Consider the following 23918-nt stretch of genomic DNA (forward strand, 5'->3'; position numbering starts at 1 on the left):
CAAAAGGGAGGTTGTAAGGTGTCAGATTACACATTAAACTATGAAGCTGCGAAAGATGAAAAACTTCCATCGGTTTCTCTCAATCTAAATGAATCAACCGCGACAGCAATATACAGCGACACGGATTTGCAAGCAGAGTTAATTGAAGCGATTCTGCGTGAGGGGAAGATGAGCGTTTTCGATCGAAAAGAGGGCCTTTACGACCGTTTAACCGTAGCCGATAATGCTAAATTTTTCCATAAGTGGTTTGGGTGTTCATTTCCTTTTGCCGAGATTCTTGTGATGTTTGGCTTACAAACATGTGCTGACAAACCGTTGAGTAAATGTACACCATCTGAACTCGCTCGCGTTTATTATGCAAAATATTTTATGATGGATCATTATCCTGTGGTCTTTCATGAGCCAATCCATGGTGTAGATTTACATACAACGAATACGTTCATGAATATGCTGCAAAAACTGAAAGAGAACAAAACACCAGTGCTCATCCTAGTTTCCAACCTCGAACATGCACTACTTCTTAGTGATCTAACGTATAAACTAAAAGAAAATGGTCTCCAAGAAATTGAAGTTGCTCAAGAGGAATTGAGTGAACGTACATCCGAAGCTGAACAAATCTCAACAACTTCATTAACGACATCTAAATTATATAAAGTCCCGGCTAAAGTAGAAGATAAAATTATCTTATTCGACCCGACGGAAATCGATTATATTGAAAGCCAGGATGGGAAGGCACAGATTGTTGTAAACTATGAATCTTTTGCATTGGATTCGACGTTAACTGAAATCGAGAAAAAAATCGAACCGTATGGATTTTATCGGTGTCATCGGTCGTACATCGTCAACTTGCAGAAAGTGAGAGAAATCATTACGTGGTCAAAAAATACATACTCACTTCGCATCAATAATAAACCGAAGTCTACCATTCCATTGTCACGCACAAAAATCCAGCATATTCAGGATACATTCAACCTCAAATAAGTACCGTTTAACAAATGTATAAGATATGAACCTCTTTTCAGCAGTCATTTTAATAAGTGAAAGGTACGATTTACGTATCGGTAAGTACATTTCACCTTAGAACTACTGCATTCATACCGGATGCCATATATGATATGAGTAGATCGCCAAAGGAGGGGTTAAATTGGAAAACGCAATACAAGTTTCTGGCCTAAGAAAGACATTTGGCCAACAAGTTGCCATTGAAGACGTTAGTTTTAACGTAAAAAAAGGAGAAATATTCGGTCTGTTGGGTCCGAGTGGTTCAGGCAAAACAACAACAATTAAAATTTTAACGGGTGAGCTCAAACAAACAACTGGTGATGTCCATGTACTAGATACAGATGCATCGTCGTTTGACTCTACTCAGTTTAAATCAAAAATTGGAATTTTATCAGATAACAGTTCACTTTATGAGCGTTTAACCGTCTATGATAACTTGAAATTATTTTGTAAATTATATGATGCACCATTAGAGCGGATTGATGTCATTTTAGAAGAAGTGAACTTAAAGAATGATCGCAACAAAGTCGTATCTAAACTATCAAAAGGAATGAAGCAGCGAATATTGCTTGCGAAAGCGTTAGTTCATCAACCGGAGCTTGTATTTTTAGATGAACCGACATCCGCATTGGATCCTGGGAATGTCATACATATTCATCGGGGCCTACAAAAATTAAACGAAGCGGGTACGACAATTTTTCTAACGACTCATGATATGGAAGAAGCAACGAAATTATGTGACCGCGTAGCTTTCTTGGATAACGGTAAAATACAAGAGTTAGGCAATCCAGATGAGCTTCGATTTAAATATTCAACCCATGATTTTCATATCGAAACAACGATGAATGAAAAGTTAGTCTTAGAAAATGATTCCAAAAATGCGGATCAAATTAGAGATTTAATTGCTGCTGGGAAGGTCAAATCCATACAATCAGATAAACCGACACTTGGAGATGTATTTTTACAGCTTACCGGAAAGGAGCTCGTCTAATGAATACACAACGGATTGGTGCTATTTTTGAAAAAGATCTTAAGGAATTTAGAAAGAATATGATGTTATTGATGATGCCGGTCATTCCGATTTTTCTTGCCATTATGTATAGTCGAATGGGTGAAGGGGAGCTACCTGTCTTTTTACTATATCTCATTGTCGGGGCAACCTATTCTGCCGTAACGACGAGTGGGATGATGACGATGATGGCTGAAGAAAATGAAAAGAAAACATTACGTGGACTCATCCAGTCACCTGCTTCTCTCGCTGATATTCTCATTGGAAAGAGTTTAGTCGTCGGGCTATTCACCTTCATCTCGTTAGTTATATCTTTAGCTATTTTAGGCAATGACGAATTTTTAGCTTTTCAACCGATTGTTGGACTAATTCTTTTGTTTCTTTTCTTCCTGCTATTGGGAATCGGCATAGGATTGTTTACGAAATCAGTTGCCAACACTTCAGCATATATTATGCCGGTTATGTTTTTATTTGGTTTCACACCGATGATCGAATTTCTGAATCTGGGAGAGGATAGTATCTTCATCAAGATTGCCGATTACTTTCCGATCATGCAATTGATTGATATGCATGAAACCAATTCATGGACAGCGATCGGTATTGTTACGATATGGGTAATAGCTGCTGCTATATTTACATTCATCTGCTTGAAAAAGGTAAGTACAGATAATTAATTTCATCAAATAATATGAAAGTCCCTAGAGAAGAATCGTGCCTGAAAAGCGTTCTTCCTTAGGGGCTTTTTCAATTAGTCATAATACTGTTGTTATTGGTTAAAATAATTCTACTCACTATTAATCGTGAATGATGATTATTTCCTTCGACAAATTTCGTTATTTCCCAGGAAATATTGCATTATATAAGGATAAGCTTAACAAATTACGGAAAAGTGTCAAAAAGCGTACATTTAAACAGTAATACATAATAATATTCGTATTATCATTGTTTTAATTGATAAATACTGCTAGAATAATCAATGGTTGTTTAATATCTTAACTTTAGGAGGTTGTCTATATGGCAACGACTGTTGTAGTAGGTACTCAATGGGGAGACGAAGGAAAAGGAAAAATTACGGACTTTCTTGCGCAGCAATCTGATGTGGTTGCTCGATTCCAAGGAGGCGACAATGCTGGTCATACAATTCAATTTGAAGGCCAAACATATAAACTACACTTAATTCCTTCAGGGATTTTTAATGATGATAAGATTTGTATTCTAGGAAACGGCATGGTGATTAATCCGAAATCACTCTTTAAAGAAATGGATTATGTTAAAAGCCACGGTGCCGACCTTTCACATTTAAAAATTAGTAACCGAGCGCATGTCATATTGCCATATCATATGGAACTTGATCGCTTGCAAGAAGAGAGCAAAGGGTCCGATAAACAAATCGGAACGACGAAGAAAGGAATCGGTCCTGCTTATGCGGATAAAGTTAACCGTATCGGAATCCGTATGGCTGAATTGATCGATCCTGAAACGTTAAAAGAAAAATTAGAAGATATTGTTGAAGAAAAAAATCATTGGATGAAACATTTTGGCGGAGAGCCATTAGACATTGATGCAATCTATGAAGAATACAAAGCATACGGCGAAACACTTGCCCCTTATGTAACAGACACTTCAATTATTTTAGAAGAAGAAGTGGAGAAGGGGAATAAAATATTATTTGAAGGTGCTCAGGGTGTCATGTTAGACATCGATCATGGTACGTATCCGTATGTCACTTCTTCTAGCACTTCAGCTGCAGGTGTTGCAACAGGTAGCGGTATTGGTCCAAACATGATTGAAAACGTCATCGGCGTTTCAAAAGCTTATACGACACGCGTAGGAGACGGTCCATTTCCAACGGAATTGAGCGGAGATATCGCTCATCAAATTCGTGAAGTCGGTCGCGAGTACGGCACGACAACAGGACGTCCACGTAGAGTCGGCTGGTTTGATGCTGTTGTTGTTAATCATTCACGTAGAACAAGTGGTATGACTGCGATTTCATTGAACTGTCTAGACGTCCTAACAGGTATCGACACATTGAAGATTTGTGTTGGTTACGATTATGAAGGAGAAAGAATCAACTATTACCCAGCAAACTTACGTCAGCTTGAAAAATGCCAACCGGTTTATGAAGAGCTACCAGGTTGGAAGGAAGATATTACGAACGTGGCTTCTTTCGAAGAACTTCCACAAAACGCACAAGCTTACCTTGAGCGAATTGAGCAATTGACGAAAACGAAAGTAGCTATTTTTTCTGTCGGTCCAGATCGGGAACAGACGATTATTAGAGAGACGATTATATAATATTAGAGCGTTGCGAAGGAATATGTGATATGGCATGTTAAGTAGCAATATAAAAACATTATGAATCATACCACCCCTGAATGTTAGAGATCTAACTTTCAGGGGTGTTTTTACCTAAAGTCTACGTATTTGTATAGAAAATCAGGCTAATTTTACGAAATCCTTAATCATTTCATTAAACTTATTTTTTTCTTCTAAGAAAGGGGAATGGTTACTTTCCTCAAAAATAAATAATTTTGAGTTTGGAATAAGCAAATGGATTTCCTTTGAATAGACGAAAGGGCACTGTGCGTCATACCTACCACAGAAAACTATTGTAGGTGACTTTATTTTTGAAATATCATTTCTAATATCAAAATTGGGTAACTCTTGATAGGAATAATAATCAAGTCGTTTTTGAACCACTCTTCCACTACTAGGCTTAGAAAAGTATTCTTCAAATTTACTTGGATAATATAATGACATTTCTGTCCATTCTCTACCTGCTTGCATTCGCTCCTGTTTGGTTGCCTTGTTAGATTTTAGAATTGAAAATATTTCTTTAAGCTTTTTGTTAGAAGGGTTATTATGACTGTAGATGCTGTCTTTATGTTCCATATAATCATTTGTAGCCGAAGCTCCACCTACAATTAATCGTTTTAGAGAATTCGGATGTTTATAAGCATAGACTAAACCTAACATACCTCCAGTAGAGTGACCGGCAAAATTCTATTGTTCAAGCTCTAGAGCAGTTCGGATTGCCTCTAAATCATTAGTTGTTTCATCCATACTTAACTCATCTTCATCAGAAACTCTGGAAGAATTTCCTGTTTCCTTTAGATTCACTAGATAAACTTTAAAATAATCTTTAAACATATCGGCAAAATAATAGCCACGCTCATTAAATTCGCTATATAGATGCGTGACACATAACGGTTCACCGTTACCAGCTTCAAATATTTCGAAGTTTCCGCGGTCTGTTTCAATTAGTGTTTGTTTCCACATTGCTTGATCTCCCGTAAGTATATCGGTTATATTTTATTGACTGCATCTGCCTCTCGAACATGAACAAAAAGATTGATCAGGAATAGGATTAATCCTAAACCGAATAATCCGGCTCCATTAAACGTACTTTAATTGTATGTAGATGGTCAAGAAAATTATGTTAATTCTAAAGTTTTCGTCTAATAGAAAAAACACTTCCAATTTATAAAGTTATATGCTAAGATAAACGCTGTCCGATTCATTAAATACGAATAACGGCTTGGTAGCTCAGTCGGTAGAGCAAAGGACTGAAAATCCTTGTGTCGGCGGTTCGATTCCGTCCCAAGCCATCCCAAAAAGTGACTTCTACAAATTGAAGTCACTTTTTTTATTTGTTGATGTCTAACTTTGTCAGGTGTCGACTCCCGAATGGGTTCGTAACACACTCGAATTGTCATCGAGAGTGCGTCTCGATACCGAAATGATTATTCAATCCATTAGAATTGTCATCGAGAGTGCGTCTCGATACCGAAATGATCATTCAATCCGCTCAAATTGTCATCGAGGTCGCCTCTCGATACCGAAATGATCATTCAACCCGCTCGAATTGTCGTCGAGCACCTGTCTCAATACGAAAACGCACACGCAACTTGCTCAAACAGTCATCGAGAATTCATCTCAACACCCAAACGAACTTTATTACAGTTCATTCGTTTGAAAAGAATTCATTTTATCACTAAAGTTAATCTCCAAACGATTTTATTAATGAGAGATTCAATGAAACTCAGACATTTAATAGTTAACGGTATAGACGTAATATTGCTCATGACTTAATTACCATATTTTTGTAGGAATGATACAAGTTCGTTACAAAACGATTAAAAGGGTTTATTTCCAAGTAGGACTTATGGTAGATTTGTTATCGTGAGAAATAGATTGCTAACTAACTAGAGAGAGATAGATAAAATAAAAGGTTCTAATATATGGAGGATGTAGATTTTGAGGAATATATTCGGGAATTTACGAGATCTTGTAGGATACATATCTAACCAAATGATACATATAAAGAAGACGAGTAAGCTTGCTGTTGGTATGACAGTAGCTGTTGCCGGTACGACTACGGGTGTTGCTTTTGCAGCATCGAATACGAATGCCGAAAGCCTAGGCTTGGATGAAATCTATCATGTTTATTACGGAGAAAATCATATTGGTTCTGTCGAGGATCCAGATGAAATCGATGAATATATAGAAGAACAAAAAAATGCAGCGCAAGCGCGTCATAATGACATTGAGCTTGTAACGGGTGAAGAGATTAATTATGTTCGTGAGCTTGTATTTAATTCAGATGTCGAATCTGAAAAAGTGATGACTAACTTGGATGAAAACTTAACGTTCGCAACGGAAGCGGTTGAGTTGTTAGTCAACGACCAGTCCATCGGTTATGTCAAAGACATCGAAATGGCGAATAAAGCTTTGAACGGTGTAATTAATGAATCATTACCTAAAGATTTACAATCGAATTCGTTTACTTTTATCAAACAAAAAGAAAACAAATTGATTTTACCGAAGCCGATGTTAGAAGATATGACTAAGGAAGAAATCGAACAATCGAACGAAGAGGAAAAAACAATCGTTCTTCCGAAAACCGTTACAGTAAAGCAAGATTCTGCTGAAATTGATGTCAGCTTTACAGAAAACGTCGTAGTTACAAAGGATCGTGTCAACCCGACGAAGTTGTTAGAGGTTGAGCAATTAACGAAATTGATTAAGCGTGGAATCTCCATCGCAAAAGAAAAACCAGTTGAAAATGAAAGTGACATCGAGACGATAGCTAAGACGAACAACCTTTCAACGGATGAGTTAATCGACTTGAATCCTGGTTTAGATGATGTCGAAATCATTCAAGCAGGTGAGACGATCAAAGTAACACAAGAGAAGAATTTTATCGATGTTGTCTATACAGTAGAGAAAACAGAAGAAGAATCAATCGATTATGAGACAGTCACGAAAAACTCGAATGAGATCTACAAAGGAAATGAGAAAGTTAAACAACAAGGTGAAAAAGGAAAGAAAGTCCTCACATTTAAAGTGACGACGAAAAACGGCAAAGTCATTAACGAAGAAAAAGTAATTGAAGAAGTCGTTAAAGAACCAAAAGATAAAATTATCTTAAAAGGAACGAAGCAAATTTCCAACCGTGGTTCTGGTCAGCTTGGTTGGCCAGCAGTTGGTGGACGGATCACAAGTAAAATGGGTCCACGTTGGGGTTCTTATCATAAAGGAATTGACATTGCAGGTGTAGGTAACCGCACGATTAAGTCCGCAGACAACGGAACAGTTGTACAAGCGAGCTGGGATGGTGCTTACGGAAACCGCGTCGTCATTAACCATAACAACGGATTCAAGACAACTTATTCTCATCTTAGCAGTATGAGCGTTAGTCCTGGACAAACCGTTAAAAAAGGCCAGTCCATCGGCCAAATGGGAACGACAGGCAGATCAACAGGTGTACATTTGCATTTTGAAGTATACCGCAATGGTGCACTCGTCAATCCGCTTAATTACGTAGGACGCTAATAAAAATTCAACTGATAAAGTAGTTCAGTTTAGAAGTACAAAGGACCATTTTGTACGCTAATTGAACTACTTTTTTCATATCTATTGGGCATTTACGGTTAAGTCATCTGATTGAGGGAAGATGTAATGATAGCACCTTATTCTTATGGATAGAACATCCAATAATAACTCACCAGCCAATTATAAAGAGGATTCTGTCAATTCTATGAAGAACACTTCTATAAAAAGACTTTTCCTTCAATGTGCGTTAAAATGTAAACAAGTATAAGTTATTAAAACAATTAGACAGTAAATGAAAAAAGAAATACACCTCAGAATTAAAACAAAGAAAGAAATGAAAGAGGATGGTGTAAAAGCAATGAAGACAAAAATTTTAGTAGTAGATGATGAAAAACCAATTGCAGATATACTAGAATTCAACTTAGATAAAGAAGGTTATGATGTATTCGTCGCTTACGACGGAAATGAAGCAATCGATCTCGTTCGAACGGAGGAGCCAGACTTGGTGCTTCTTGACATTATGCTTCCAGAGAAAGACGGGATGGAAGTGTGCCGTGAGATTCGAAAAGATTATCAGATGCCGATTATTATGTTGACAGCAAAAGATTCCGAGATCGACAAAGTATTAGGCTTAGAGCTCGGAGCGGATGATTACGTCACAAAGCCATTTAGTAACCGCGAATTAATCGCACGAGTGAAAGCGAACTTGCGACGTTCGACAAGCGAAGATAATGGGACAAGCTCTGGCTTATCCAATATTAAAATTGGCGGCCTTGAAATCAACCGGGAAAACTACTCGGTTACGAGAAACGGAGAGCCCGTCGATTTGACACATCGTGAATTTGAACTACTTCTCTATTTAGCAAAACATATCGAACAAGTAATGACGCGTGAACACTTGTTGGAAACCGTATGGGGCTATGATTACTTTGGAGATGTCCGAACGGTCGATGTAACCGTACGTCGTCTACGGGAGAAAATTGAAGAAAATCCAAGTAACCCTAACTGGATTGTGACAAGGAGAGGAGTAGGTTATTACTTGAGAAATCCTGAGCAGGAGTAGATTGGATGAGTAAGTTTTTAGGAGTCTTCAAATCAATCCGACTAAAATTTATTTTAATTTATATTTTGTTAATTTTAATTGCGATTCAAATTATCGGAGCTTACTTTGCCCGTCAATTGGAAACACAGCTACTAGAAAACTTTACGGAATCCGTGAATGATCGGGTACAGCTACTGACCTTTAACCTCGAACAAGCCTTTGCGGAGGAAAGGTCGGAAAATGATACATCGCTCTCCAGCGATATTGGTGCAATTATCTATGACTTTGATTCCTTTGATTCTGATGATTTTACAGAAGTAAGAGTCGTGGATAATAATAGCCGTGTACTTGGAACGACAGCTCAGTTCGACCGATCGAATGTCGGGAAGCGGACGACAGAGCTACGGATTTTACGTGCGTTATCTGCAGGGAACCGAGAAGAGAACATTCTGTTTAATAAGGAAACGGGTCACCGAACGTTGGTCATATCAAAGCCGATCTATTCGAATACGGATTCAGAGATCGTCGGTGCATTATACCTTCAAGCTTCAATTGAAGGCGTTTATGATCAAATGGAAGATATTAACCGAATCTTCGCCAATGGAACCATACTAGCTATTACCGTTTCTGCTTTACTTGGAATTTTAGTCGCACAGACAATTACAAGACCAATCTCTGAGATGAAACGACAGGCACAAGTGATGGCTACCGGAAACTTCTCACAAAAAGTTAATGTATATGGAACGGATGAGATCGGTCAGCTTGCTGTTACATTCAATGACTTGAATGATAAGTTAAGGCTTTCATACGCAGCAACGGAAGGCGAACGCAAGAAGCTTTCTTCTGTTCTGCGAAACATGACAGACGGAGTCATTGCAACGGACAAAAAAGGCGACGTTACGTTATTGAACGAACCCGCGATGAAATTAATGCGAAAAGACTATAACGAATTACACGGCAAGCCTCTATTGATGGTGTTAGGAATGGACCAACATTATTCTGACCTCTTTGAAATCAAAGACGAGAACAGTCTAATCATTGATTTTTCTGAAGGGGACCAAGATTTATTATTAAAAGCAAACTTCTCAGTCATTGAAGATGAAAATGGTGAAATGAATGGTTTCTTAACCGTCTTAAGTGACGTAACCGAACAAGAGAAGATTGAACGGGAGCGACGTGAATTTGTCGCAAACGTCTCTCATGAGCTTCGTACACCACTAACGACAATGCGCAGCTATCTTGAAGCGTTAAGCGATGAGTCGACATTGAAAAATGAAGAAATTGCGCCTAAGTTTCTGAATGTCACACAAAATGAGACTGAGCGGATGATTCGTCTCGTCAATGACTTACTGCAATTATCGAAAATGGATAACAAAGATTACCACGTTCACAAAAAACGTGTGGAATTCATTGAGTTTATTAATGCGATCGTCGACCGATTCGAATTAAACTTAAGAGAAGAATTGGAACTCAAACGCGTACTGCCAAACAAACGGCTTGAGGTATGGATTGATACCGATAAATTAACACAAGTCATCGATAATATTATTTCCAATGCCATTAAATACTCACCAGAGGGTGGAACGATTAAAGTCGAAGTTCTTCAAGAGAAAAACCAAGTCATCACGAAAATTTCTGACCAAGGTATGGGAATTCCACAAGATAACTTGGAACAAATATTTGAGCGTTTCTATCGAGTCGATAAAGCAAGAACGAGAAAATTAGGGGGCACAGGACTTGGTCTAGCCATTTCTCGAGAACTACTGGAAGCACATGATGGACAAATTTGGGCCTCAAGTGTCGAAGGAAAGGGAACGACCATTCATTTTAGTTTGCCGTTAATGAGAAAGAAACGGGGGCGGCAATCATGATCGAAAATATTAAATCAGTCATTTTATTCATTCTGGTCGCATCGAGCTTACTGCTGACATTGGCTTTATGGAACTATCAGCCGGCATACGAGGAGCTCGGTGAACCAACGTACTTAGATGAAACGCGGTTAAAAGGCGATAAAAGACAAATAGCGGATGTTGTCTATCCAAAAAAAATTCTTTTTCATAACTTCCATGAGCATAGCCAGCTACCGGATTATCGAGGCATGGAGCAATTATATGAAAAAATTAAAGAATGGCCATTTGCGGAAGTCGAACCTTTTGTGAGTGAGGACGTATCAATCTGGTCAAGAAATATGGAAGTCATATTCCCGGAAGAAATTCCGCTGGCTTATATCGTCCAGTTAATGAACATCAATGATATGGAAAATCTCTGGAATCAAACGTTTAATCAAGTTTACTTCCAACTTTCCCAAAACAATAAAGAAATTGTCCGAGTGACATTCGCTTCGGATGAATATGATGGTTATTTAAATGCAGAGATCCATTCGACATCCGTTTATAATGAAATCGATGAGCTCATTCATAATGAAAACAATATTGCATTAGGCTCGTATGACATGAATGAAGAGACGACTCTCTATCTTCCTGTCGAACGCATCAATCTGCCAGGCTATACGATATTGACGGAAGAAATTTATGATATACAGCCGTTGATCAATAATTTATTTAGCAACCCGACAATGGTGCGAAGACAACTGCCAAATGGGAACTCCAATGAAGAAAGTTATTATACGGATGGTTCGCGGGCGCTGACCATTAAACGTGTACTACAAAACGAAAAAGCGATGGAATTCGTCAATCCGTTTTCGACAGATGCACCAAGGATGACAAATTATGACCTGATGAATCGTAGTATCGCATTTACGAACGATTATGATGGGTGGACAGATACATTCTACTTGGACTCTTTGAATGAACATCGTAATGAAATTGCTTTTCGGATGTATTATGACGGTTTGCCAATATTTGATACGGAAGGCCATACGATGATTCGACAAACATGGCGTGATAATCGTATTTATCAGTTTGAGCGACCATTATTCTTTACAAGCACAAATTTTCAAAGTGAAGAAATGGAATCCGTCCGTTCTGGCTTATCTGTTTATCAATTTTTGAAGCAGTATTCAGATACATTTTCTTTAAATGCTATCTCGGACATGCGCATCGGATATGAAGTAAACACCATCAGTGACACATCCAATGCGATGTACTTAAAACCGAGTTGGTTTATTAAATATAAAGGTGATTGGCAACCGATGAGTTACTTTGAAAACATGTTACAAACAAGGGGTGATGAATAATGAAATGGGGTTCTGTCAAAACGTTGTTCATCATCGCCTTCTTGATTCTAAATTTCTTCTTAGCTCAACAGTTGCTTGAAAAAATTGATGAAACGAATTTGGAAACACTGTCACAGACAACCTTTGAAGACGGATTAGCTGCAGAAGATATTACGATTGGTGAATTGCCTGAAAGCGGAATGGAAGCATCCTATATATCTGCTGAGCGCTACCTATTGTCAGAGGATGACAAAGAAACACTTGAAGGGTCGTTAGCGAATCAAAACATTGCGATTATCAATAATCAAACAATCGTTAGTGAATTCATCGATCCAGTTCCAGTTGGTTTGGATGATGAATCAACAACAGTAATGGAAACATTAGCCGAGTATGTCATTTACGACGATGTGTATGAGCTTTGGAAGTATGATGAAGATAAAAATGTGTTATTATTTTTCCAAAAGCAAAATGATCGAACCGTTTTATTCAATAAAGCAGGCGTCTTATACGTTAAGCTGAATGAAAAACAAGAAGCAGTCTCTTACTATCAAACCTTGTTGAATGAAGTGAGAGTGCAGGGCGATCCTCAGACCGTCGTCGACCCAATGAATGCTATTGAATCTGTTTTTAACTCAAATGAAGTGTTACGTCCAGAAGATCATATCTCAGACATGAAGCTCGCATACCATTCCCTTTTAGCCCTTAAAGGCGAAGAACAAGAAGAACAAGTCTTTACACCGACATGGATGATTGAAATTAATGACGGAGAGCGCTATGCCTTTGTGAATGCGATGGAAGGACAAACGATTTCAACAGATGAAGAAGTGTATATGGAAGAGATCGAAACAACTTTGGAACAACAACTAGAAACACACATACGGAGTGATGAGGAAGAATGAGTTTACATTTTAGTGTCCTGGCGTCCGGGAGTACGGGAAATGCTTTTTATATAGGAACCGATCAGACGAAGTTATTAGTCGACGCTGGTTTAAGCGGAAAAAAATTGACGAGTAGCTTAGAAGAAGTCGGTGTTGACCCAACAGAATTAGATGGAATTCTTGTCACCCATGAACATAGTGACCACATTAAAGGGCTCGGTATTGCTGCGCGAAAATACGACTTGCCGATTTACGCGAATGAAAAAACGTGGAAAGCGATGGAAAACGCCATCGGAAAAATTACACTTGATCAAAAGTTCGACTTTCCAATTCATTCCGTCCGGCAAATCGGTGACCTTGATATTGAAAGTTACGGTGTGTCTCATGATGCCGCAGATCCGATGTTCTTCGTCTTTCGCCATCAAGACAACAAAGTGGCGATGATTACGGACACAGGCTATGTATCCGAGCATATGAAAAAAACAATCGAAAATTCAGATGCTTTCTTGTTTGAAGCGAACCACGATGTGGGAATGTTACAAATGGGAAGGTATCCGTGGAACGTTAAGCGCCGGATACTGAGCGATCTTGGTCACGTGTCGAACGAAGACGCAGCGATTGCCATGTGTGATGTCATCGGAAATCGTACAAAGCGGATTTATTTAGGACATTTGAGCCAAGATAACAATATGGTTGATTTGGCCCGGATAAGTGTAGAAGAAGTACTTACAAGTCATGGTCATCGGATTGGCGACGACTTACTATTAAAAGATACCAGTCCGACCAAGCCAACACCAATCGATTATATCGTAGAAGAGGTGAAGACAGATGGGGTATTATAACTCGCATGTAGACAATAAGCGGCGCAAAAAAAGTGTAGTGATGCCTGCCGCAATTGGAATTATTATCGGTGTATTGATTGCCTGGCTATTAATCGCGGAATTCGGCTCAGGTGGGAATGACGCGGCTAGCTCTGGTGATGACTCCGAAAACACGACAGAAGAACAAAATTCAGAAGGCAGTAACAGTACGAACGAAAACAGTAGCGGCAAAACGGTCAACGTCGATGTAACATCACAAGTAACCGAAGTCGTTAGCAATGTACAAAACACAGTCGTCGGTGTCGTCAATATTCAAAATCAAAACATATTCGGCAATCAACGGACACAAGGCGGTACAGGATCTGGTGTCATCTACAAAAAAGAAGGTGACTATGCCTATGTCGTGACGAACCACCACGTCATCCAAGGAGCCAGTAATGTAGAAATCGTCTTAAACAATGAGGAACAAATTGAAGCGGAACTGCTAGGAAGCGACATGTATACAGACTTGGCCGTATTACGAGTTCCAGCAGATAAAGTGCCTAATGCCATCGAATTTGGTAGCTCTGAAAGCTTGCAGGTTGGAGAGCCCGTTATTGCCATCGGGAATCCGCTCGGTCTGCAATTCGCAGGCTCCGTCACCCAAGGAATCATTAGTGGGAAAGAACGACTCATCCCGGTTGATTTTGACCAAAATGGTGTCGTCGACTGGCAAGCAGAAGCCATTCAAACCGACGCAGCCATTAACCCAGGAAATTCAGGTGGTGCGCTCGTCAACTTAGAAGGCCAATTAATCGGAATCAACTCCATGAAAATTTCCAACCCGAATGTGGAAGGATTAGGATTCGCGATTCCAATTGATCACGCAACACCAATTATCGAACAGCTCGAAGAAGACGGGGCAGTCACACGTGCTTTCCTCGGAATTTCACCATATTCCTTAAGCGATATTGCGACATATCACTGGCAGAACACATTGAACTTACCGAAAGATGTTGAAGCAGGTGTCGTCGTCGCACAAGTGGAAAATGGAACACCAGCAGCACAAGCAGGGCTCGAGCAATATGACGTCATCGTCGAATTCGATGGTGAACCGATCAATAACTCATTAGACTTACGAAAATATCTATACAATGAGACAGAAGCAGGCGAACAAATCGAAATCACATTCTACCGCGATGGAGAAAAACAAACGACAAAAGCAACACTAACCGCACAAGAGTTTTAATGAAATAGCAGAAGTCCCTGTTGAGGAATACATCCTTGCAGGGACTTCTTTTTATAGAAAGACAAACAACGAACGGTGAAAAAGCACTCAATGTTCAGCTTTAACGCTTATGCACAAAATCAATCTACTTATCCACAAAGTGTGCATAAAAAAATAACCGATGTGCATATATTGAGTGAAATTTTACGAAACTAACTAAATAACGTACGAACATATGTTAATATGTTGATAAACCTGTGGATAACTCGACTATTCCACAGACTTATACAGATAACCACAACTCGATGCACGAGTATCCACAAAACCATGTGAATAAGTGTGAATAACTGAACTGTCGCCATATACCCAAATCTACATGTGAATAAACCGCAAGCTTGAATCACCGATAAAATAGGTGATTGTTCGGATTATCAACAAGTTGTAAAATAATAAAAGAATATAGAATTCTCTATCTTAAGTTATACACATGTTAAAAATAATGAATTAGGTGGTCAAATGAAAATAACGATTGTTTCTGTTGGAAAGTTAAAAGAAAAATATTTAAAGCAAGGAATTCAGGAATACCTGAAGCGGCTGAGTAGCTATGCCAAAGTAGATATTATTGAAGTTGCGGATGAAAAAGCACCCGAAAATCTAAGTGAAGCCGGAGAAAAACAAGTGAAAGATAAAGAGGGAGAGCGGATTCTACAAGCAATCTCACCAGATACATATGTCATTACATTAGAAATTGAAGGGAAGATGCTATCGTCTGAACAACTCGCAAAGAAAATGGACGAGCTTGCGACATACGGGAAGAGCAAAGTTGCTTTCGTAATCGGCGGATCATTGGGGATTAGTGAAGCGGTCCAGAAGCGAAGTGATTATGCCATCTCATTCTCAAAGATGACGTTTCCACATCAGTTAATGCGGTTGATTTTGTTAGAGCAGATTTATCGGGGATTTCGGATTAATCGGGGGGAACCGTACCACAAGTGAGGTTAAACAGATCAATAGAATGCTACAAGTAAATGATATGTTTATGAGAAAGGTACTATCGTTCCTGAGTAAGTAGTTCAAATATCGTGGATTGACTGTACTCCACTTAATACCAACACCAAGGGTAATGTGCAATTGAATTGTAGATTTAGAGTTTTGATTTTAAAAGTTTGATACAATTAACTTCAGACATTGCTAGCATTCCTTTCAACCTCCACTGCGATTTGATTAGACACCAATAACAGTAGAGTTATGATTGGGCTGGCAAGTCTTTTACCTTGTCTATACTACGAGTCAGCAAGCATTTAATATATCATACTAAATAAGTGCGATTGATTATAATTAGGGCGGAATAAAAATGACAGTCTTTAGAAAGAAAATGCTTGTAGCTTTAATAACCTCAATAAACGTTGGTTTCATTTTTGTTTTATTTAATTATGAAAACATGGAAACAAGTCTTATCCCATTTCTTTCCGATCTTCTCATTTTTACATTCCTTGTTTCTATCGTTTATGTTGCACCTATTATTATTGTTCTTGGAATCCCGATATCTATGGGTATTGATCGATTAACTTCAACGCTTAAAAACTCAAAAATTAGGATGTTGATTCAATTTCCGTTGTACGTTATTTCTGGATTAAGTATGATCACGCTAATTATGTTTATATCAGGTACTTCACCCATATTATTAAGTACCTCTGATATAGCCAATTTAGTCTTTGTAAGTATTTATCCTAGTACATGTTTTTGGCTCATAGACTGCCTTATAAAATTGAAAAGTACCAATGTGTAAGGATAACACGTGTCCAGATTTTTTTATATTTCACGATCGAGAAAAACACTTAACGATATAAAAAGACAAAGCCGGTTGGTAATTAGATAACTAGAGAAGTGACTATAAAGAGAGACCAGGTACTGTCCAATCATATGGACGGTCGCTGGTCCCTTTTTTTAATTACGATGAACTTATTCCGGTTGAAATCTTCTCTCCATGAATTCACTCAAATCAACGTTGCGGTGAACCGTGTAAGTTGATGAGTAGGTATCAGAAGATTTTACTTATTCTTAAAAGAAACTTGCATTACTTTGCATAGTTAACACTTCCAAATGTTAAAACGTTTAATCAACAAATCTACTCTTCTTAATAATTTCATCAGAGTCCATAAAAGTCCATTCTTCAATGGAGACATTAGGGTTATTCTTTAAAAATTCTTGCATAATATGAAATCCTATTCTGTAGTCTGACCATGAAGGAATGTCACGATTTCCATTACGCAATTCAGCCAAGTCAGTTTCATTAAAAGTATCTCTTCTCTCTTTCGTCCACTCCCATATGCTTGCTGCTTCATCCAAAGACAATGGTTTTGTCATGGTGCCTCAAAATGGGGGATCATTATGTTTGCAAATGAATCTGCTTTCCCTTCTGATAAAACATAATCAAATAAATCCCTATTCTCATTTTTTTCGAAGTGGACTATATGATGATACTCGTGTGCCGTAGCGTACTTAAGCATATCTTCATCATAATGATGTGGTGCAATATGCATGACAATGATTTGATTGGAGGTTCCAAATGCTGTAACTCCGCTCATCTGACGTATTGAATTAAATTGATCCGGATTAAATGGGAATATATAAATCTTTGTATTACCACCAGGAAGTAAATTTGCTGACTTCTCTATTGTTTCTTTTATTAATAAGGAAAGATGCTCAAAGTCCTGATCTAAAGTTTTAATAGATTCCTGCAGTTGTTCACTATTTCTTGGTGCCTCAAAACTATATCGGTCTCTCAACCAAAGCCCACCATCTTTACCAAAAGCTTCTTCACGAAAAGGCTCCACAACCATAGATCGGAATAAGCCTTTATAATCTTCATCCGATTTTTCAACTTCTTGAATATATTCAAGTATTGGATTTAAAACCGGAATGATTTGGAATTCTTGTTCATTAACTTCAAAACTGATTGGACCAGAATAGTTAATTGAATATTCATTTTCTGTTGTATTTTTATTTAAGGATTCACTTATTTTTTTTGAATTGTTTGGTCCATGAGTTTCCGTCTCACTACAACCAGTGAATAATATTAGTATCAATAATAGACTTTTTACTGCATACCTAATATTTAACGCCTCCTAGTTTATTCAAAATTTATCTTGAAACTTGTAAACTATGTAAACTTAATAGTCTTAATCAATTTTCTCCGTTCTAAATGAAAGTATTAAATGTTAAATAGGATAAATTTGGTATACTATACTTAATAAAAATATAAAAGATGGGGATCGCAATGTCTATTAGTAATAAAAAAATAATTAGTGTCGAAGAATTACTCGAGTTAAATTTTTCAATTCCTGATTATCAAAGACCTTATAAGTGGACTGTGCGAAGTATCAACCAATTGTTCAATGACATACTAGAGGCATATCGGAAAAATTTATCAGAATATCGTATTGGTACGATCGTTATACATAAACACGATAATGACAGAAGAGATATTGTAGATGGTCAACAGCGAACAATTTCATTACATTTAATAAATGATGTACTGCAAGATTCTCCTAAACTATCTATACCTAAAAATAAAAGTAATATTAGCAAAAATTATAATGAAATTAAACGATTATGTAGTAATTTATCTTCAAATGATAAAAGCAGGTTATACGATTATATGAAAGAAAAGTGCCATATAATTATCATTGAGATTGATAATGAAATGGAAGCATTTCAATTTTTTGATTCACAAAATGCCCGCGGTAAAGCTCTGGAAGCACATGACCTATTGAAAGCCTACCATTTGCGGGAAATGCCAGCAGATAACGAGGAAATGAAGTTGAAGCTGATAGAAAAATGGGAAGCCCAGAGCACAAATGAGTTAGCGAACTTATTCAAAGGTTACTTATACAAAATTAAAACATGGTCAAACCAAGGAAGTGCACATTTCTTTAATAGAGACGGTATAGAAGTGTTTAAAGGTGTGACTCTAGATCAACAATTTAACTTTATTCAATACCACAAAGCCGCCTACTTGTTTATTGAACAATTTAATAAAGAAAACCACCAAGAGTTATTAGGAATAGAAGCTCTGATCCCATTTCAGATCGATCAACCACTTTTAGCTGGAAGAAGGTTTTTTGAAATTACACTTCACTATACGGCTTTAAAGAAAGAAGTAGAAAAGATAGCTATAGAAATGCTGCCTAAATCCATCTCTCCTAATCATGGAAATGAACAGGTTGGAACGAAATATATTAGAGAATTATTTCAGTGTTTACTACTTTATTATTACGATCGATTTGGAATAAACCAAAGGAATCCTAATATTGAGCAACTATTTTTCAAGTATTGTTACCAATTACGCTGTATTAATCAAGCTGTATATGAAAAGTCAATAAACAAATATGCTTTAGGAAAAAATGAATCTTTAAACTATAGACTAAACTTATTTACTGCTATAAGAGATGCAAGAAGTCCAAAGGATTTAGAAATGACTGTACTCGATGATATTAAAAAAGATGATATTGCGAGTAAATATAAGAAAAATAGCTTTGATGATTTAAGACAAGCAATTGGGGTGATAGAAGGTGGCTGATAAGTCTAGAAAGTTAGTAGAGCTCTCCGTAAATGAATTATTTCATGAGAATGTTCGGTATATCATTCCAATTTACCAACGAAATTATGCTTGGAGTAATATTGAGAGGGAGCAATTACTCGAGGACATTCGCGACGCTGATCAAGAGTATTTTTTAGGGAGTCTTGTTGTGTATGAACGAGATGATGCAGTATACGAGGTCATCGACGGTCAACAACGTCTAACAACTTTATTTATATTGTTAGCTTCATTAAAGCGCAATCCTCCTTATAAGAGCTTAATGTTTGAAGCAAGAAAAAAATCAAATCGAACGTTAGAAAAGATCTCTAATGGACTTAAAGACTTAGATGAAGAATTTTATACCAAAGAATTTTTAGAAGCCCTAAATTACTTCAAAAATGAAGTCACCCAAGACAGCGGAATAATAAACAAGCTTGAAAAAACTAAGTTACTAAGAATTATTGTACCTAAGGATACAGATTTAAATCATTACTTCGAGGTTATGAATACTCGTGGTGAACAATTAGAGGCTCACGAAATAGTTAAAGCAAGACTAATGTCAAACATCACTGGAGAAAAGGCACTTGAAAGAAGAAGTGTATTCTCTAAGATTTGGGATGCTTGTTCTCGTATGGAAAAGTATGTTCAGATGTCTTTTGCTGTTGAAAATAGGAAAAAGTTGTTTGGTACAAAATATGAGGAATTAAAATGTAGTAATTTTGATCAGATTTTCCAGAGTCTCTATCCAGAAAGGGTTGAAAAGAAAGGTATGATTTTTACTACATTTTCTGTGATAGATGCAATTGAGGAGTACAGTAAAGATGAAAAAATTGAAGATAAAGAGAATGAAGATGAAGAGGACCAACGTTTTGAATCGATTATAACCTTTCCGAATTTTCTACTGCATGTTATGAGGCTATACAAGGGAACTGATGCTACTGATGATGGTGCATTAGATGATAAAAGATTGTTAGATATTATGAGTGATGAAATAAACCCAGAAAAGTTTATTATTCAATTATTACAAGCTAGATATTTATTTGATCAATTTATTATAAAGAGAGAATATTATGGAAGACACAGCGAAGAAGGTACGTGGTCATTAAGTAAATTAAAATATTATCAAACAGACAACAATAATAAAGTTGATTATGTTCGGACTTTTTCTAACCATGCATCTGGAAAGAATGAAGATGACATTCATAAAAAGATCCGCATGATACAATCAGCACTTAGAATAACGTATACATCGCCAAAAATGATGCACTGGATAACCGATTCATTACGATTTTTAATGGAGAATATAGATAAAAAGAGTATTTCGAAAAAATATCTTGAGTTATTAGAAGATTATGCTCGCCAAAAAGTTAGAGAAAGCGGATATAAAATGCGTGATGGATTTAATATCGAAAGGATAGTATTCACATACTTAGACTATGTTCTGTGGCGAGATGGTTATGAACATGAAATTAAGCAAATGGAGGATTATGAATTTACATTTAGAAATTCTATTGAACACTTTTACCCTCAAAATCCTGATGGAAATGAAGGATATAGGAAAATGGATGTTACTGATTTAAATCATTTTGGTAATCTTTGTTTAATTACTAGCCCTGCTAACTCAAAGTTTTCAAACCTTGATCCTAAAGCAAAATTAACTAAAAAAAATACTATCAAAAGCTCACAGAAACTTCGTATTATGGCTTCTATTGCTAATAACAAATATTGGAATGAAGAAGTTATAAAAGAACACGGTATGAAGATGTATGAAATTTTAGAACAAGATTTAAAAAAACCAGCCCCAAAATTAGTAGAAAACTGATTTATCATACTCAATAAGTATAATTTATTATATAGGGCGGAATGAAAATGGAAGTCTTTAGAAAGAAAATGCTTGTAGCATTAATAACCTCAATAAACGTTGGTTTCATCTTTGTTTTATTTAATTATGACAACATGGAAACAAGTCTTATCGCGTTTCTTTCCGATCTTCTCATTTTTACATTCCTTGTTTTTATCGTTTATGTTGCACCTATTATTTTTGTTCTTGGAATTCCGATATCGATCGATTAACTTCAGCGCTTAAAAACTCGAAAATTAGTACGAACTTGTGTATTTGGCAAGTAAAAAATGTATGAAATGACATTTAAAAATGTATGCCACTTGCCACCTCAATTTATTGGTTTAATAAAGACTCTTTACTTGATTCGTATATTTATTAACCGTGCGTGGGTCAATACCCATTCTTTTGCCCACACTGGCATATGTTTCTCCTTTTTGGTTTACCTCAAGTCTGATATAATCAATTTGTGCCACTGCTAACATCTCCTAATATCCTCCTGTCGAACGTTGTTGGTCCAACGAGGAGTTTAAAGTTATTTGGAGAGGTTGGCAAGTGGTTTTTTTAATTTATATAGCAGCTTCGCAGCCCCTACATAAATTAACTGCCAAAGACTACATTTTTAGTATGCCATAAACAATTATTTCAAGGATATCGATATAAGGTTAACTATTTGTTCTTCGGTGGAATTCTCATATTTATTGGATAAGAAGATAGAGGATATGTATTCGGCAATCAAACAATATTGTTTGAGGCAGTAAGTTTTATGAATGGAAAAAGAGCCTAAATATACAGGAATTGTATAAATTCATGCATATTTTAGGCTCTTTAGTTTTATTCCTTGTTGTGTTAACGCACACGTTAGTGCAATAGCGTTATTCATTTTTGAGTCTCACACTATAAAATCTCATTGCTTTTGGAACACCTTCTATTTCAAAAACTCCATTCATGATTAAATGTCTTACCCTATACTCAAAATACACGTCACCAATATATTGGTCTAAATATCCAATAACTTCACCAATAAGGCGTGCTGATTTCATAAATTCATTATTCTTTCGCTCTTTATGTAGTTTTTTAGCCTTATTGATTATATAGTCATCATAATAAGATTCATCTACACTCTTTACTTTTTTATTTTCCCATACTCTTAGAACCTCTTGTGTAGAAGTTAACTCTCTCCATTCCTCTTCAAATTTTTTTCGTTGCTCTTGATTTACCGGAGGGATATTTCTACATTTTTCATAAATTATCCTTAACTTTTCAGATATAATTTCTCCAGTGTGTAACGGGTAACAGTCAGTGTCTGGAATATTGAATTGATTTTTAAATTGCTTAGTTGTATTCAGTAAGAAAATCTCATAATTTTTATCTTTTAATAAATACAGAACATATCTTAAAGCAGTCTGTTCGTGAGAGTTTTCCCCAACCCAGATTATAATTGTTGTATTTTTAGGAATAGAGTTAATCAATGAGGTTGTAATGTTGAAATTATGTTGGTATTCATCTAAATAATCGTCATCAAAGATTAGATGATTTTTGATCCATTTATACCTTTGGTTAAGCCCTACCTCATCGTGCAATTGCCAAACTGGACCAATAGAGAACATATCCGAAAATGAGATAACCTTTTCTTCGTCTTGCAATTCCATTTCTTTTAATGCTCTTTTTAAACTACCAGATGCTGAATCACCAAAGAGAATATGTACAACCTTATAGTCTTTATTATTTTTTAAATCGGTTTGGTTTCTTTTATAATTCAGAAAATCATTGTATGTTTTTTTCAAGTCTGTCACAAATTGCCCCTCAGTATATTCTTCTGTTTCTTCAAGCATATTGATTCGCAAAAGAATTTGAAATAAAAGTGATTTCACTTCATCATCAGGAGAATTTTTAAGGATTCTTTTTAGTTCATCAATCAATTTATTGCTCCCTTTACAGATAATATTACCATAAAGATACAGCATATCTTATTAAACAGAACTGCTCCGTTAATACAATAAGCACTGCTTGACAATTATGTATAAATATTAGCAATAATACAGTTTCACATAGAGTAATAATTCAAAATATTTAATAAAGACGTTGCCAAAACTTACATCATTTAAATGCCAGAAAAAAGCATATTCATTAGGTTCCTTCATATTAAATGGGAATTATATAAGTCTGATGTGGGAAATTGAAAAATCATTGTGGTTAAAAAAATTATACTAACCTATGGCTGCCTTATCCTAATTTACGCGCTATAATACGAGCAACAACAGGATTGTCACATAATATGGTTTATACGACAATACTACATAACATTCATTGGTTTTCTTGTCGCATAACACCAATTAAGCAAATACTAATTTCGTCGTATAACATAGCAGGGAGGATTATTATTATGAACACCGCTCCAGTCACAATTTCACAATCAATTGAAAGATTTAAAATCTATCTTCTTGAGAATAAATTTCATAAATCTTAGCCCTTACAGGGCAAGGGTTTCAAAACACAAAAAAGGAAGTACCTCCCCAAAGTC

The 23918-nt window shown here is 36.5% G+C and carries 19 protein-coding genes, 1 tRNA gene and 1 pseudogene; 15 read left to right on the top strand and 6 right to left on the bottom strand.

What is annotated here, in order from left to right; all coding sequences use genetic code 11:
• Positions 1-18: 18 nt before the first annotated feature.
• The 4 genes from KC820_RS13540 (at position 19) to KC820_RS10175 (ending at position 4309) form a co-directional block, all read left to right on the top strand.
• On the top strand, positions 19-981 hold the full coding sequence (locus tag KC820_RS13540; RefSeq protein WP_212370719.1) for a LytTR family transcriptional regulator DNA-binding domain-containing protein: 963 nt from the start codon (positions 19-21) through the stop codon (positions 979-981).
• Positions 982-1144: 163 nt separating this feature from the next.
• Positions 1145-1993, top strand: a complete 849-nt coding sequence (locus KC820_RS10165) for an ABC transporter ATP-binding protein (protein ID WP_144089085.1) — start codon at positions 1145-1147, stop codon at positions 1991-1993.
• Positions 1993-2685 carry an ABC transporter permease gene (locus KC820_RS10170; RefSeq protein ID WP_212370721.1) on the top strand — a complete coding sequence of 231 codons (693 nt, stop codon included), beginning with the start codon at positions 1993-1995 and terminating at the stop codon, positions 2683-2685. Before KC820_RS10165 ends, KC820_RS10170 begins: the two co-directional genes overlap by 1 nt.
• A 340-nt stretch (positions 2686-3025) precedes the next feature.
• Positions 3026-4309 (top strand): adenylosuccinate synthase, encoded by a 1284-nt coding sequence (locus KC820_RS10175; RefSeq protein ID WP_212370729.1) that lies wholly within the window; start codon positions 3026-3028, stop codon positions 4307-4309.
• 141 nt (positions 4310-4450) lie between these two features.
• On the opposite strand, the pseudogene KC820_RS13265 reads toward KC820_RS10175, so the two are convergent.
• Together KC820_RS13265 and KC820_RS13270 are read right to left on the bottom strand one after the other, a co-directional pair.
• Positions 4451-4999 (bottom strand): annotated as a pseudogene (locus KC820_RS13265) (alpha/beta hydrolase); the annotation flags it as partial.
• Positions 5000-5017: 18 nt separating this feature from the next.
• Positions 5018-5293, bottom strand: a complete 276-nt coding sequence (locus KC820_RS13270; protein WP_236782621.1) for a hypothetical protein — start codon at positions 5291-5293, stop codon at positions 5018-5020.
• 256 nt (positions 5294-5549) lie between these two features.
• Here KC820_RS13270 and KC820_RS10185 point away from each other — a divergent pair.
• From KC820_RS10185 to rlmH, 9 genes are all read left to right on the top strand, one after another.
• Positions 5550-5622, top strand: a tRNA-Phe gene (locus KC820_RS10185).
• A gap of 703 nt (positions 5623-6325) precedes the next feature.
• Positions 6326-7849, top strand: a complete 1524-nt coding sequence (locus KC820_RS10190) for a peptidoglycan DD-metalloendopeptidase family protein (protein ID WP_212370731.1) — start codon at positions 6326-6328, stop codon at positions 7847-7849.
• A 358-nt stretch (positions 7850-8207) separates the two neighbouring features.
• Positions 8208-8912 carry a response regulator YycF gene (gene yycF / locus KC820_RS10195; protein WP_144089081.1) on the top strand — a complete coding sequence of 235 codons (705 nt, stop codon included), beginning with the start codon at positions 8208-8210 and terminating at the stop codon, positions 8910-8912.
• Positions 8913-8917: 5 nt separating this feature from the next.
• Positions 8918-10762, top strand: a complete 1845-nt coding sequence (gene walK, locus KC820_RS10200; protein WP_212370733.1) for a cell wall metabolism sensor histidine kinase WalK — start codon at positions 8918-8920, stop codon at positions 10760-10762.
• Entirely contained in the window at positions 10759-12087 is a 1329-nt protein-coding gene (locus tag KC820_RS10205) for a YycH family regulatory protein (RefSeq protein WP_212370741.1), read from the top strand. The genes walK and KC820_RS10205 overlap by 4 nt, the downstream gene beginning before the upstream one ends.
• Positions 12087-12965 (top strand): two-component system regulatory protein YycI, encoded by an 879-nt coding sequence (locus tag KC820_RS10210; RefSeq protein ID WP_212370744.1) that lies wholly within the window; start codon positions 12087-12089, stop codon positions 12963-12965. Before KC820_RS10205 ends, KC820_RS10210 begins: the two co-directional genes overlap by 1 nt.
• Positions 12962-13786 carry an MBL fold metallo-hydrolase gene (locus KC820_RS10215; RefSeq protein ID WP_212370746.1) on the top strand — a complete coding sequence of 275 codons (825 nt, stop codon included), beginning with the start codon at positions 12962-12964 and terminating at the stop codon, positions 13784-13786. The genes KC820_RS10210 and KC820_RS10215 overlap by 4 nt, the downstream gene beginning before the upstream one ends.
• Positions 13773-14993 (top strand): S1C family serine protease, encoded by a 1221-nt coding sequence (locus KC820_RS10220; protein ID WP_212370748.1) that lies wholly within the window; start codon positions 13773-13775, stop codon positions 14991-14993. Before KC820_RS10215 ends, KC820_RS10220 begins: the two co-directional genes overlap by 14 nt.
• Positions 14994-15488: 495 nt before the next feature.
• Entirely contained in the window at positions 15489-15968 is a 480-nt protein-coding gene (rlmH, locus tag KC820_RS10225; protein WP_212370749.1) for a 23S rRNA (pseudouridine(1915)-N(3))-methyltransferase RlmH, read from the top strand.
• A 1119-nt stretch (positions 15969-17087) separates the two neighbouring features.
• Here rlmH and KC820_RS13400 read toward each other — a convergent pair.
• Entirely contained in the window at positions 17088-17339 is a 252-nt protein-coding gene (locus tag KC820_RS13400) for a DUF2268 domain-containing putative Zn-dependent protease (protein ID WP_212370751.1), read from the bottom strand.
• A complete protein-coding gene (locus KC820_RS13405; RefSeq protein WP_212370753.1) occupies positions 17336-18061 on the bottom strand; it encodes a DUF2268 domain-containing putative Zn-dependent protease in 726 nt (241 codons plus the stop codon). The genes KC820_RS13400 and KC820_RS13405 overlap by 4 nt, the downstream gene beginning before the upstream one ends.
• Positions 18062-18252: 191 nt before the next feature.
• Between KC820_RS13405 and KC820_RS10240 the strand changes: the two genes are divergently transcribed.
• Positions 18253-19554 (top strand): DUF262 domain-containing protein, encoded by a 1302-nt coding sequence (locus KC820_RS10240; protein ID WP_212370754.1) that lies wholly within the window; start codon positions 18253-18255, stop codon positions 19552-19554.
• Complete coding sequence (locus tag KC820_RS13545) at positions 19547-21376, top strand: GmrSD restriction endonuclease domain-containing protein (protein WP_212370756.1); 1830 nt, start codon at positions 19547-19549, stop codon at positions 21374-21376. The genes KC820_RS10240 and KC820_RS13545 overlap by 8 nt, the downstream gene beginning before the upstream one ends.
• Before the next feature lie 362 nt (positions 21377-21738).
• Here the strand turns inward: KC820_RS13545 and KC820_RS10250 are convergent, their stop codons facing one another.
• Positions 21739-21879 carry a hypothetical protein gene (locus tag KC820_RS10250; RefSeq protein ID WP_212370763.1) on the bottom strand — a complete coding sequence of 47 codons (141 nt, stop codon included), beginning with the start codon at positions 21877-21879 and terminating at the stop codon, positions 21739-21741.
• 390 nt (positions 21880-22269) lie between these two features.
• Entirely contained in the window at positions 22270-23316 is a 1047-nt protein-coding gene (locus tag KC820_RS10255) for a DUF1835 domain-containing protein (RefSeq protein WP_212370758.1), read from the bottom strand.
• Between the last annotated feature and the right edge of the window lie 602 nt (positions 23317-23918).

The organism is Allobacillus saliphilus, assembly GCF_018138385.1.
GTDB lineage: Bacteria > Bacillota > Bacilli > Bacillales > Alkalibacillaceae > Allobacillus > Allobacillus saliphilus.